A 12,120-nucleotide genomic window follows, 5' to 3' on the forward strand; every position below is an offset into this window, starting at 1 on the left:
AATTTAACCTTTGGCACGATTGAGAGCCTTGAGGACGGTTTGTTTATCGAGCAGCGGCGGCAGCATTTCTCCCTGCGGCTGGCCCGGACCGTAGACCTGGTTGAAGGGAATGGCGTAGCGATTGCGGCTCTGCAGGAAACGGGCGATCGGCTCAGAAGGCTTGCTCCAGTCGCCGCGCAGCGCCACGACATCGGGCTGAGCCAGCGCGCGGATGATGGCGGGCTGATTTAACACCCGGAGTTCATTCACTTTGCACGTTACGCACCAGTCGGCGGAGATATCGATAAACACCCGTTTGCCTTCAGCCCGCGCGCTGCGGATGGCCTCCTCGCTAAGGGGCTGCCAGCGAATTTGCTGAGCGTTAGCCTGCGGCGACGAGACGGTGGAACCCTGCGCCAGCAGACCGCGAACCTGAAAGCCGCCATACGCCGCCAGGGCGATAACCACCAGCCAGAAGGCGGGAGCCGTTCGCTGATGGGCGACTAACAAGGCGATCAGGGCCGCCACGGTGAGAGTCAACGTCATCACGACGCTGGAGGTCTCGCCGAGGTGAACGCCGAGCAGCGTCGTCAGCCAGAAGCTGGAAGCCAGCATCATGACGCCAAGCGCCATTTTCAGGCTGTTCATCCAGCGGCCAGGGCGGGGGAGCAGGGCGGCGGTTTGCGGGAACAGGGCGACGAACAGCCACGGCGCAGCCATGCCCAGTCCGAGCACCATGAAAATCAGCCACAGCTCATGAAACGGAGCGGCAAGCGCGAAAGCGACCGCCGTGCCCAGGAAGGGGGCCGAGCAGGGCGTTGCCAGCAGGGTGGCAAAAACGCCCTCGCAGAAGCTGCCCGCCATCCCGGCGCCGCCGGCGGTCGCCATCCGGCTAACGGCTGCCGAGGGAAGCAGCATCTCGACTACCCCGAAAAGGTTCAGCGCGAAGAGAAAGGTGACGGCAACCATTACGCCGATAAACCAGGGATTCTGAAACTGGATCCCCCAGCCCAACGATGCGCCGGTGAGCTTCAGTATCGTCACCATCAGCGCCAGCAGAGCAAACGAGGTCAGAATACCCGCGCTGGTGGCCAGAAAACGCAGCCTGACCGGGCCCCGATCGGCGCCGGCCTGCAGCACTGCGCTGAGCTTCATGCCCATTACCGGCAACACGCAGGGCATCAGGTTGAGGATGACGCCGCCGATCAGCGCGAAAAGCACTATTTTCCCGAGACTAACCGTCGCCGTTGGCGCGAGATCCGCGCCGGTCGTAAGGTTTATCTGCTGCGCTTTTTCGCCATTTGTCAGCACCAATGACAGCGCTTTTCCCGCCAGCGTGGCGGGTATTTCTCCCCATTCATCGGTGACCGGCACCGTCACCTTGAGGCGGTCGCCCTCGGCGCGAATCTCCGGATCGCCGGCCACAATCCCCCCGTCCATAGGGTCAAAATAGACCCCGGGATTTTTCCATTCGCCGGTCGTGGTCGCGGTGATGACCAGCTGGCTACCGACCAGATGCGCGGCGAGATCGTTCGTCACCCCGTTATCCGCCGGGACAGCGCGCATGGCCCGGGCAAAGGCGTTCCGGAACTCGCCGTCCGCGGGCTGATTGAAATCGAGATGCAGCCGGTAGTCGGTCAGCAGACAGACGTTGCTGCAGGTCGACAGCGTAAGCGTGCCTTCCAGCACGTCGCCGGGGACGGCGGCGATCGTCATCGGGATCGCCACCCGGTCGTGGTAGCCCTGGGTCGTCAGGCCGGAAATCTTGAATCTTGACGGGGCAGGCCAGTACCACCGCGCCCGTTCGCCGTTGTTCCAGATTATTTGCGGGGCGACGCCGCCTTCACCCGGCGAGCGCCAGTAGGTTTTCCAGCCGGAAGCCAGCTCAATAGAGAGCAGTCCGTCGATGCGATCTTTGCCTTTTTCCGCCTGGAAGCGGATCCGGGCGTGGTCGTGTTGCGGGGATGTCAGCCATCCTGTGTCCGCCCCGTGGGCAACGCCCGCGCAGGTCAGTAACAGGAAGACGAAGCCCCTGAAGATATTCAGCATTTTTTTCTCCGTGAATTAAAAAACTAATCGTCTAAGAACGATTTTTTCACTCACGGAAAACGCAGTTTTTGAGATGTATTCGCAGCGTGGGCGGACGAACGGGATCGTCCCGCAAAACCACCGGACGGCCCGCGGCGAGCAGCTGAAGCAGGGTAAGGAATAAAAGAACGGCCGGTAATGCGCCATCAAAGAAAAGCGGCTGCGTGCAGAGCAAGGATTTGGCGCTCAGCTGGCAGGGCGAAGGCCCTTGCTCAGCCTCCTCTGAAGAGGGCTGCTGGGCCTGTGCGCTGAGAACGCTCTCCTGCGCCTGGGCGCTGGCGTCCGCCAAAAAATGGTGCAGATAGGCCGCCCGCTGAACAAGGCAGAATGCCATGACGAAGCAGGTCAGTATCAAAAACCATTTACCAGGGAGCCGACGGTTGCGCATAGGGTACCAGGACATTTCAGAACCCGAGGATCATAAACAATCCTTATCAATGTACAAGGGTCTGGCGTGTAAGGTTTTGTCTGCATCCTCAACCTTGCCCCGTATCGGCCGGCGCTGAGAGGGACGATTCAGATATTTCGTACATTTATATTATTTACTCCGTCCAACCGACTGGCTAGTATTCGCGTCGCTAATTGGTATCGGCACGCCACTGCTGAACTTTACTGATTAGCGCCTGACCGCCATTAGCTCATCTGGAAGAGCGAACGACATACGTTGTAGGGAACGGGGTTCGAGGCCTCGATGGCGGCCCAATATCGACTTAGCGCGTTAACAGAGCGCTTCCCGCTTCCGCACAATTTTATTTCGCCCACCGCCTTCGCCTCCTTCCGGCTATTGCTGCATATACGTGACTATTTTCTGTGAAATAATTTCTATTCTTTAGCCCCTATGAGTCATGGAAAGTTATTACCCGGTTTTAGACTCCCTGTAGCGGCAAAGGAATATCGGCGTTCTGCCTGATTCGCGATTTAGCTAAGCCCAGGCGAAAAATTTTAATGAGAATTTACTTATTAGGATTAAGTCGCGTATTTTTCAGAAATTTCATCACTTTTTATATGGTATTCTCCGCTGTTCAAGGAGTGAACGAAGGAAAAATGAATGCTTTACCGCTATGCCGTTTTCTCCAGAAAACATAATACGTTTCATATTCTTCTGCTGTTTACCATTTTGATAATAAGTTTCATACATTTGAGCGTGCTGCTGGAAACCGATAACACATGGCTGCTGGGGCCGATGGTGATTTATCTGCCTATTTTTTTCCTTTGGCGAAAGGTCTCAGTGTTACGCAGCAGAATCGCTGATTAATGTGCTGGTGGAGTTCCCTACATGAGTGAAAATACAACATCTAAACCAACCTCTGAACCGAAAGTCCTGCAGCCGGTATTGCGCAAAGTCGACCTCAACCTGCTGACTATTTTTGATACCGTCATGCAGGAACAAAGCCTAACCAAAGCGGCGCAAACGCTGGGTATGTCTCAGCCTGCGGTCAGCAGCGCGGTCTCTCGCCTGAAGGTGCTGTTTAAAGATGAACTGTTTGTCCGTAACGGCCGCGGCATTAAACCGACAGAGCGCGCCTTTCAACTCTTTAGCTCGGTTCGACGCGCGCTGTCGCTGGTGCAAAATGAGCTGCCGGACACGCTTTTCGACCCGCTGGACTGCGAACGTCTCTACACCCTTTGCGTCTGTAGCCCGCTGGATAACTACCTGACGCCGCTTATTTTTAACAAAATCAGCGAGATTGCTCCCAGGGTCAGTCTGTCCTTTAAATCTTCGCTAAGTCAGCAGGTGACAAATCAGCTGCGCTATCAGGAGGTGGAATTTGTTCTCGACTACAACAAATTCAATCATCCGGAGTTTACCAGCATCCCGCTGTTCAACGACAAAATGGTACTGGTCGCCAGGCGCAACCATCCGCGTATCGCATCGCCGCTGAGTGAGGAGGATATTTATCGCGAGCAGCACGCTACCGTCGCGCTGGATCGCTACGCCTCCTTCAGCTCCCCCTGGTACAGTTCTGAAGAGCAGCAGGCGTGCGTCGCTTTTCATGGTAACGCGATGGTCAGCGTGTTGAGCGTTGTGTCGCAAACCAATATGGTGGCTATCGCGCCGGAGTGGCTGGCGCAAGAGTTTGAAGAGCAGTTTGGGCTGCAGCTGCTGCCGCTGCCTTTAGAAATGGACAGCCGCACCTGCTATCTCTCGTGGCATGAAACGGCGGGCCAGGAGAGAAGCCACCGCTGGATGGCGGAACTGTTGATAAAAATTTGTCAGCGCTAAATCCACCTCATAAATACCTGGTCAGACGCCAGGTATTTTATTATTAACGATCAACTCCTGTCCTGAAAATTAATTAAATACCCCATTTTATTCTTGTTCATCAGACAATGACGACCGGAATAAATACGCTGTATTACTAAAATTAACCCGCCAGAATTTCATTAAAATATCTCTTTGCAGAAAATCGCGCATTTCTCCGGCAGAGCCAACCGGCGGTTTCTATACTCTTATTATCCAGCCGGGCCGACGCCTGAACCAGGGGATGATGTTGATGCGCAGAAAAATGATCAAGCCTGCGGTGGCTGCCGCCGCGCTGTTGATGTCGTCGACGGCCCTACGGGCGGATGAAATCAACCTTTATTCGGTTAATACCGGCTCCTGGATATACCACCTGTCGAATAACCACGGGCAGTACACCGAAGGTTTTGACAACCAGTTTGCCTCCGTTGAACGCAAGTTCTCCGAAGATTCTCCGTACAGCCTGCTGGCCGGAACGATGAAAAACAGCTTTGACGATCGCTGCATCGCGCTCGGGGTACGCCGCGACTGGGCCTCGCTGGGCAACGGCTGGGTATTTAAGGGAATTTATGGCTACGTTGGCGAGTTTTTCTTCTCGGCCTTTGAGCACTGCGGCGACCATGGTTCTTACAAGGATTTTAAAGATGCGACCGGTATAGGCTTTTCTCCCTATATTTACCATGGATTTCAGTACAACTTTACCGATTATTTCGGCGTGGAAAGCGGAATTATTCTTCCCGCCGTCTTTGTGGTGAGCGTGCAGTGGAGTTTTCGCTAACGCAGTGGCCAAAGCCCGCCCGCAGTGGGATTTTGAAGGCAGTGTAAAATAAAATTAAGCTGTCTTAAGGTTATTTTAATGTTCATCGCGGCGGTTATTTTTTTATAGCATTTTCCCCGCCTGGTGCCGCCCGCGCGCAGTATATTTCTCTTTTTTCATTAGATGGTAATTGTTTGCATTATCATTCACATTCCTCTGTGATTTAATCCCTGCCGACCGGCTGCCAGTTACCCTTTGCCCACCTCTATTAAGGATTAGCGTATGCGTTTTCGTCTGGTGTCTTATTGCTCCGCTGCATTGATGGCTTCTTCCGCGTTTATTGCTCCGCAGGCGCTGGCGGCGGCCAGCAGCGACGGGATTGTGGTCTACAACGCGCAGCATGAAAACCTGGTTAAGTCATGGGTTGACGGTTTTACCAAAGAGACCGGCATTAAAGTGACGCTGCGTAACGGCGGCGATAGCGAGCTGGGGAATCAGCTGGTGCAGGAGGGGACGGCGTCCCCGGCGGACGTCTTTCTGACGGAAAACTCCCCGGCGATGGTGCTGGTGGATAACGCGAAGCTGTTTGCGCCTCTGGCGGCCGAGACCCTTCAGCAGGTCGCCCCGCAGTACCGCCCTGAGCACGGCCGCTGGATAGGCATTGCCGCCCGCAGCACCGTATTCGTCTACAATCCGGCGAAAATCAGCGAAGCGCAGCTGCCGAAGTCGCTGATGGATCTGGCGCAACCGCAGTGGAAAGGGCGCTGGGCCGCTTCGCCATCCGGCGCGGATTTCCAGGCCATCGTCAGCGCGATGCTGGCGCTGAAAGGCGAGCAGGCCACCCTGGCATGGCTTAAAGCGATGAAAACCAATTTTGTGGCCTACAAGGGCAACAGCACGGTGATGAAAGCGGTGAATGCCGGTCAGATTGATGGCGGCGTTATCTATCATTACTACCGCTTTGTCGATCAGGCGAAAACCGGCGAGAACAGCAATAATACCCGTCTCCACTACTTTAAAAACCAGGATCCTGGCGCCTTTGTCAGCATTTCCGGCGGCGGCGTTCTGGCCTCCAGCAAACATCAGGAACAGGCTCAGGCCTTTATCAAGTGGATCACCGGCAAGCAGGGGCAGGATGAGCTGCGCACCAATAACGCCTTTGAATACGCCGTTGGCGTCAACGCCGCGTCTAACCCGAAGCTGACGCCGCTGCAGGCGTTAGAGGCGCCGAAGGTTGAGCCGTCTTCGCTGAACAGCAAAAAAGTGGTCGATTTGATGACCCAGGCTGGCCTGCTGTAATCGTCCGTTAAAGTGAATACGCTATGTCTTCTCTGAGTTTCGCGCTCGGAAAAAAAGCCCAACGCCTGCCCAAGCGCAGGCGTCCTGCTTTTCCGATGATCGCGTTAGCCGTTCTGTTTTCTCTGCTGGCGCTCTTGCCGCCGGGTTTTGTTATTGCCGTGGGGGTCGATACCGGCTGGGAGACAATCCGGGCGCTGGTCTTTCGTCCGCGCGTCGCTGAGCTGTTGAGCAACACCCTGTGGCTTATCGCGCTGACGGTACCGCTGTGCATTGCGCTGGGCGTTGGCCTGGCCTGGCTGACGGAGCGCACGCTGCTGGCGGGGCGGCGGCTCTGGTCTGTGCTGGCGGTTGCGCCGCTGGCGATCCCGGCCTTTGTGCAAAGCTACGCCTGGGTCAGCGCGGTGCCGGCAATGCACGGCCTGTCTGCCGGGGTGTTTCTTTCGCTGCTGGCCTATTACCCGTTTATCTATATGCCGGTTGCCGCCGTTCTGCGGCGGCTGGACCCGACGCTGGAAGATGTTGCCGCCTCATTGGGTACGCCGCCGTGGCGGATCTTTTTCCGCGTGGTTTTGCCGCAGCTCAGGCTGGCGATATGCGGCGGCGCGCTGCTGGTGGCGCTGCATCTGCTGGCGGAGTTCGGCCTGTTCGCGATGGTCCGTTTCGATACCTTTACCACCGCCATCTATGACCAGTTCCAGTCAACCTTCAGCGGCCCGGCGGCGAACATGCTGGGCGGGGTGCTGGCGCTTTGCTGCCTGGCCATTTTGCTGCTGGAAGGGGCGTCGAGGGGGAAGGCGCGCTATGCCCGCATCGGTTCGGGCGCCGCGCGCGAACAGCAGCGGCAGCCGCTGGGCCGGCTGTCGGCGATCCCTCTTCAGCTCGCGCTGCTGACGCTGGTGATGCTGGCGTTGGGCGTTCCGCTGATGGTGCTTTGCCGTTGGCTCTGGCTGGGCGGCGTGGAAAACTGGATGAGCGCCGACCTGTGGCTCTCCCTGCGGCAAACGCTGCTGCTCGGCGCGGTGGGCGCGCTCCTCACCACCGCCTGCGCAATTCCCATCGCCTGGCTGGGCGTTCGCTATCCGCAGCGTTTTTTTCGTCTGCTGGAGGGGTGTAACTACATGACCAGCTCGCTGCCCGGCATCGTAACGGCGCTGGCGCTGGTGACGGTCACCATTCACTATGCGCGTCCCATCTATCAGACCGAGGTCACGCTGCTGCTCGCCTGGCTGCTGATGTTTATGCCCCGGGCGCTGGTCAACCTGCGGGCCGGGATCGCGCAGGCCCCCGTCGAGCTGGAAAACGTCGCCCGCAGTTTAGGCCGCAGCCCCGGCCGGGCGCTGTGGAGCGTCACCATGCGGCTGGCGGCGCCGGGCGCGGCGGCGGGGGCGGCGCTGGTGTTTCTCGGCATCACCAATGAATTGACCGCCACGCTGCTGCTCTCGCCACTCGGCACCCGCACGCTGTCGACCGGCTTCTGGGCGCTGACCAGCGAAATTGATTATGTCGCCGCCGCCCCTTACGCGATGCTGATGATTCTGCTTTCGCTGCCGCTGACCGGCATTCTCTATATTCAGTCGAAAAAAATCGCAGGCCTGTAAATGCTCGAACTCTCCTCAATCTCAAAATCTTTTGCCGGTACGCGGGTGCTCGAAAACCTCAATCTGACGGTGGCCGCAGGCAGCCGTACGGCGATCGTTGGCCCCTCCGGCTCCGGTAAAACCACGCTGCTGCGGATCCTCGCGGGTTTCGAAACGCCGGATAGCGGGCGGATTGTCATGCAGGGGCGCACGCTGTTTGCGCAGGGGACATTTATTCCCGCCCACCTGCGCGGGGTGGGCTACGTGCCGCAGGAGGGCGCGCTGTTCCCCCATCTGAACGTCGCGGACAATATCGCCTGGGGGCTCGATGGCAGTCGCCAGGAGAAATCCCAGCAGGTAGCGGCGCTGATGGAGAGGGTCTCGCTGGACAGCCAACTGGCGAACCACTGGCCGCACGAAATTTCCGGCGGTCAGCAGCAGCGCGTAGCCCTGGCGCGCGCGCTGGCACAGCGGCCCGCGCTGATGCTGCTGGATGAACCTTTTTCCGCCCTTGATACCGGACTGCGCGCGGCTACGCGTAAAGCCACCGCCGATTTACTGGCGCAGGCCGGCGTCGCGTCGATTCTGGTCACCCACGATCAGAATGAAGCGCTCTCCTTTGCCAGCCAGGTCGCGGTGATGCGTCAGGGGCGTTTTGCCCAGGTTGGTACGCCGTATGAGGTCTACAGTCACCCGGTTGATGAAGAGACCGCGCTTTTTCTCGGCGATGCGCTGGTGCTGCCCGCCGAGCTGCGCGGCGGCCGCGCGCGCTGCGCGATAGGCGAACTCTTAACCGACAATCCGCAGGCCGTCGGCCAGGGAAGGGTGATGCTGCGCCCCGAGCAGCTGGTTATCTCTCCCTGTCCGGCGGATGGACAACCGCTTACCGTACGCGATGTGGACTTTAGCGGCCATCTCTCGACGTTAACTCTGGCGATGCCCGGCCAGAAAGAGCCCCTGATCGTCAAAACCGTCAGCCAGCCGTTATGGCGGCCGGGGGCGGCGGTACGCATTGAGGTGGTGGGCGAGGCGCGGGTTTTCGCCCGCTAGCGGCGCCGGTCTATAAATCAATGCACAGATTCGCCGACCGGCTGCGCGAGCAGCACAGGGCGATCTGCTGCGCGCTGGCGGATTTCTCCGCCTCCGACTGTACGGTGTCGCGATGGTCGACAACCCCCTCGATAACCGGCGTCAGGCAGGCGCCGCAAATCCCCATCTCGCAGGAGAGCGGGACGGCGACGCCGTTTTCCTGGAGCACCTGGGCGATAGTTTTATGCGGGGGCACCGGCCACCGCTCTCCCGAGGACGCCAGCGTCACGCTAAAGGTTTCTCCCTCCTCAGCGCCGGCGGGTATAGCGATGGGCTGAAAGGCTTCGCTATGGATCAGCGTTTCCGCCCAGCCCCGTTCCATGGCGGCCCGACGCGCGGCGGTCATAAATCCCTCCGGCCCGCAGAGATAAATCGGATATCCGGTATGCGTATTGTTCAGCGCGGCGGCTAAATGTTGCCGGGCGCTGTCTCCTTCGCAAGAGCAGTGAATCACCACGCTTTCGGCGCTGAACCGCCGCTGCAGTTCGCGGACAAACGCCCCCTGCGCGCGGTTTTTCAGGTAATAGTGCAGGGTAAACGGCACGCCTTCCGCCTTAAGCCTGAGCGCCATCGCGTACAGCGGCGTAATGCCGATCCCAGCCGCCAGCAGCGTCACCCGCTCCGCTGTGCGTAAAGGAAACAGATTGCGCGGGGGAGAAATCAACAGCGTCTGGCCGGGGCGCAGCTGCTGATGGATATAGCGCGAGCCGCCGCGTGACGCTTTCTCCAGCGCCACGCAGATCAGGTAGCCGTCGTCAGGGCCGTCCGGGCCGGTCAGCGAATATTGGCGGATAAGGCCGCACGGCAGATGCACATCAATATGCGCGCCGGGCTGCCAGGCGGGGAGCGGTTGGCCGTTCTGCGCCACCAGCCTGACGGCGAGGCTCTGGCTGCCCTGGCGCCAGATACCGTCAACGATAACCTCTATTACATCGCTCATAATGGCTCTCCGCTTAAACGAGGAAAAAGTCGCCGAAGCCCATTTTTTTCAGCCCGCGGCGATAGGCGATGGAGCTGCGATCGGCGGGGATATGCGCTTCGAGCGTTAAATCCAGCGGCAGTCTCTCCGGGCGCTGGGTCTCCACCATCAGGCGATCTTCCTCAAAGACGCGCAGGTTAAAGGCGTGAACATCCTCTACCGGCACGTGCAGATCGAAATTACGCGCGATGGGCGCGAACATGCGGGTGATCCGCGAGGAAACCGGCGAGGCGGCGTTCATAATCACCAGCCGGGCCTCGCCGGGAAAATGAATCGTCAGGGTTGCGGTAAACGGCAGATGCATCTCGAAATGGCGCAGCCACTGGAAGCCTTCCGGCGCGCGAAACTCGGAGCTGGCGGGATAGTTGCCGACCGAACTCCAGTAATCGGCGATAAAACCAAACGCCGTCTCCTGCGGATTGTAGTTCGGCACCACCTGGTTATCCGGGTCGGCGAAGGTATCGGTGTGGATCCAGGCGAAATGGGCGACGTCCAGAAAGCCCTCGACCTGGCGGCCCGCAAAGCCGTTAACCTCAAAGGCCGGGCAGTTGATTTGCTGAAAGCCGTCGTCGTGCCAGTGCGGCATCACCGGCAGCGGCATCGGGTTCTCCGGGTCGAAGGCCAGGCAGGTCCAGATCAGACCATAGCGTTCTTCAACCGCAAAGCTGGTGAGGTTGAGCTTCGCCGGTACCGGCTGGTCGGGGCTGGACGGGATACGGTTACAGCGGCCATCTTCGCCGAAGCGCAGGCCGTGGTACGGGCAGACGATCCCTTCTTCGTCGTGAAAACCGAGCGTCAGCGGCACGCCGCGGTGGGGACAGACGTCGCGAGCGACCACCACCTGGCCCTTGATACGATAGATAACCAGCTGTTCATCAAGCAGGGTGGCTTTTACCGGCGCGGGGCCGATATCGCAGGCGCGCGCGACCGGATGCCAGCATTTCGCCAGGCGCAGCCAGTCCTCGGGCTCAAAGGTGCAATGGGCGGGCGGGGTGGGTTGTGGTTTGTTCATGGCTTCTCTTCCTGCTCACAAAAACATTTGTTTAATTGTTGTGAGTTTATTGTTGCCATATTAGGGTGTTGACATCCATCAGCAAGAATTCACCCAGCCGTTGCAAAAAAGAGAACAGGTCGCCGATGAGCCCATTTTCACGTTTCGCTATCTATTTTGCCGAAGTGGCCCGCAGCGGCAGCCTGCGGCGGGCGGCGGAAAAGCTGCATATTTCCGCTTCGGCCATCAACCGGCAAATTTTGCAGGCGGAAGAGGCCTTCGGCACGCCGCTGTTTGAGCGCCTGCCGGAAGGGCTGCGTATGACTACTGCCGGGGAGCTGCTGTATGACAATCTGCTGCGCTGGCAAAAGGAGTTTCATCTGACGCGGCAAAAGTTTGATGAGCTGCAGGGGCTGAAGCGCGGCAGCGTCAGCCTTGGCATGGTGCAGGCGCTGGCGGAAGGGAGCTTTGCCGCCGCGCTGGCGGACATTATCGCCAGCTGGCAGTGGCTGGAGCTGAATCTGCAGGTGGCGGATAGCCATACCATCAGCCAGAAGGTGCGGCAGGCGGATCTCGATTTCGGCCTGATTCTGGATCCTGAAGGCCAGGCGGGGCTGAGCGTGCTGGCCTTTGCTGAGCTGGAGATGGGCGCGGTAATGCGCCCGGATCATCCTCAGGCGCAGGCCGTGATGCTGTCGCCAGGCGAGCTCAGCGAGGAGCGGCATATTGTTCCCGGCGCGCCGCTGATCGTCCATGATCGGGTCGCGATGCTTTATCGCCATTATGATTTTTCTCCGGCCAACAGTATTAGCTGTAACGATATCCGGCTGATCAAATCGCTGGTGCTGAAAGGCGGCGGCGTGACGATTCTCAGCCGTCTGGACGTGCTGGAAGAGGTGAAGCTCGGGCAGCTGGCGTTTGTCCCGCTACGCAACAAGCTGCTGCGTCCGCTCACCCTGGCCCTGTGCACCGCGCCGTCGCGCCAGCTCTCCCGCCCGGCGCAGATGGCGATCCAGAAGCTGACCGCCGTGATGGAGGAGATGCAGGCCGGGGCAGCGGGTTCACCCGCGTCTGCGATCCGGTAGCCGGAGAGGCGCATCTCGCCGCCTGCGTGAATGT

10 protein-coding genes are annotated in these 12,120 nt (G+C 59.0%); 6 read left to right on the forward strand and 4 right to left on the reverse strand.

Annotation, left to right across the window (positions count from 1 at the left end; genetic code table 11):
- Positions 1–3: 3 nt before the first annotated feature.
- Positions 4–2,028 carry a protein-disulfide reductase DsbD gene (locus CMQ96_RS10245; RefSeq protein WP_098066766.1) on the reverse strand — a complete coding sequence of 675 codons (2,025 nt, stop codon included), beginning with the start codon at positions 2,026–2,028 and terminating at the stop codon, positions 4–6.
- A gap of 46 nt (positions 2,029–2,074) precedes the next feature.
- A complete protein-coding gene (locus tag CMQ96_RS10250; RefSeq protein WP_004871458.1) occupies positions 2,075–2,455 on the reverse strand; it encodes a hypothetical protein in 381 nt (126 codons plus the stop codon).
- Positions 2,456–3,343: 888 nt separating this feature from the next.
- Between CMQ96_RS10250 and leuO the strand changes: the two genes are divergently transcribed.
- From leuO to CMQ96_RS10285, 5 genes are all read left to right on the forward strand, one after another.
- Positions 3,344–4,291 (forward strand): transcriptional regulator LeuO, encoded by a 948-nt coding sequence (leuO, locus tag CMQ96_RS10265; RefSeq protein WP_024359609.1) that lies wholly within the window; start codon positions 3,344–3,346, stop codon positions 4,289–4,291.
- 319 nt (positions 4,292–4,610) lie between these two features.
- Complete coding sequence (locus CMQ96_RS10270) at positions 4,611–5,087, forward strand: hypothetical protein (protein WP_162685315.1); 477 nt, start codon at positions 4,611–4,613, stop codon at positions 5,085–5,087.
- A gap of 261 nt (positions 5,088–5,348) precedes the next feature.
- Positions 5,349–6,365 carry an iron ABC transporter substrate-binding protein gene (locus tag CMQ96_RS10275; RefSeq protein WP_098066768.1) on the forward strand — a complete coding sequence of 339 codons (1,017 nt, stop codon included), beginning with the start codon at positions 5,349–5,351 and terminating at the stop codon, positions 6,363–6,365.
- Between the two features lie 23 nt (positions 6,366–6,388).
- On the forward strand, positions 6,389–7,963 hold the full coding sequence (locus CMQ96_RS10280; protein ID WP_064411177.1) for an iron ABC transporter permease: 1,575 nt from the start codon (positions 6,389–6,391) through the stop codon (positions 7,961–7,963).
- Entirely contained in the window at positions 7,964–8,992 is a 1,029-nt protein-coding gene (locus tag CMQ96_RS10285) for an ABC transporter ATP-binding protein (protein ID WP_064411176.1), read from the forward strand.
- Between the two features lie 10 nt (positions 8,993–9,002).
- Here the strand turns inward: CMQ96_RS10285 and CMQ96_RS10290 are convergent, their stop codons facing one another.
- Both CMQ96_RS10290 and hpxD read right to left on the reverse strand, forming a co-directional pair.
- Positions 9,003–9,971 (reverse strand): PDR/VanB family oxidoreductase, encoded by a 969-nt coding sequence (locus CMQ96_RS10290; RefSeq protein WP_064342437.1) that lies wholly within the window; start codon positions 9,969–9,971, stop codon positions 9,003–9,005.
- A 13-nt stretch (positions 9,972–9,984) separates the two neighbouring features.
- On the reverse strand, positions 9,985–11,022 hold the full coding sequence (gene hpxD, locus CMQ96_RS10295; protein WP_024359604.1) for a molybdenum cofactor-independent xanthine hydroxylase subunit HpxD: 1,038 nt from the start codon (positions 11,020–11,022) through the stop codon (positions 9,985–9,987).
- Positions 11,023–11,147: 125 nt separating this feature from the next.
- On the opposite strand from hpxD, the gene hpxR reads away from it, so the two are divergent.
- Positions 11,148–12,086 (forward strand): LysR family hpxDE operon transcriptional regulator HpxR, encoded by a 939-nt coding sequence (gene hpxR, locus CMQ96_RS10300; protein ID WP_024359603.1) that lies wholly within the window; start codon positions 11,148–11,150, stop codon positions 12,084–12,086.
- Positions 12,087–12,120: the final 34 nt, after the last annotated feature.

Origin of the sequence: Klebsiella sp. MBT K-1 (assembly GCF_002556465.1) — a bacterium.
Lineage (GTDB): Bacteria > Pseudomonadota > Gammaproteobacteria > Enterobacterales > Enterobacteriaceae > Klebsiella > Klebsiella grimontii.

Excerpts from the sequence above, each read along its gene's own strand:
- leuO (WP_024359609.1), top strand. The coding sequence starts at position 3,344 with ATGAGTGAAAATACAACATCTAAACCAACCTCTGAACCGAAAGTCCTG.
- hpxR (WP_024359603.1), top strand. The coding sequence starts at position 11,148 with ATGAGCCCATTTTCACGTTTCGCTATCTATTTTGCCGAAGTGGCCCGC.
- CMQ96_RS10270 (WP_162685315.1), top strand. The coding sequence starts at position 4,611 with ATGTCGTCGACGGCCCTACGGGCGGATGAAATCAACCTTTATTCGGTT.
- CMQ96_RS10280 (WP_064411177.1), top strand. The coding sequence starts at position 6,389 with ATGTCTTCTCTGAGTTTCGCGCTCGGAAAAAAAGCCCAACGCCTGCCC.
- hpxD (WP_024359604.1), bottom strand. The coding sequence starts at position 11,022 with ATGAACAAACCACAACCCACCCCGCCCGCCCATTGCACCTTTGAGCCC.
- CMQ96_RS10275 (WP_098066768.1), top strand. The coding sequence starts at position 5,349 with ATGCGTTTTCGTCTGGTGTCTTATTGCTCCGCTGCATTGATGGCTTCT.
- CMQ96_RS10250 (WP_004871458.1), bottom strand. The coding sequence starts at position 2,455 with ATGCGCAACCGTCGGCTCCCTGGTAAATGGTTTTTGATACTGACCTGC.
- CMQ96_RS10285 (WP_064411176.1), top strand. The coding sequence starts at position 7,964 with ATGCTCGAACTCTCCTCAATCTCAAAATCTTTTGCCGGTACGCGGGTG.
- CMQ96_RS10245 (WP_098066766.1), bottom strand. The coding sequence starts at position 2,028 with ATGCTGAATATCTTCAGGGGCTTCGTCTTCCTGTTACTGACCTGCGCG.
- CMQ96_RS10290 (WP_064342437.1), bottom strand. The coding sequence starts at position 9,971 with ATGAGCGATGTAATAGAGGTTATCGTTGACGGTATCTGGCGCCAGGGC.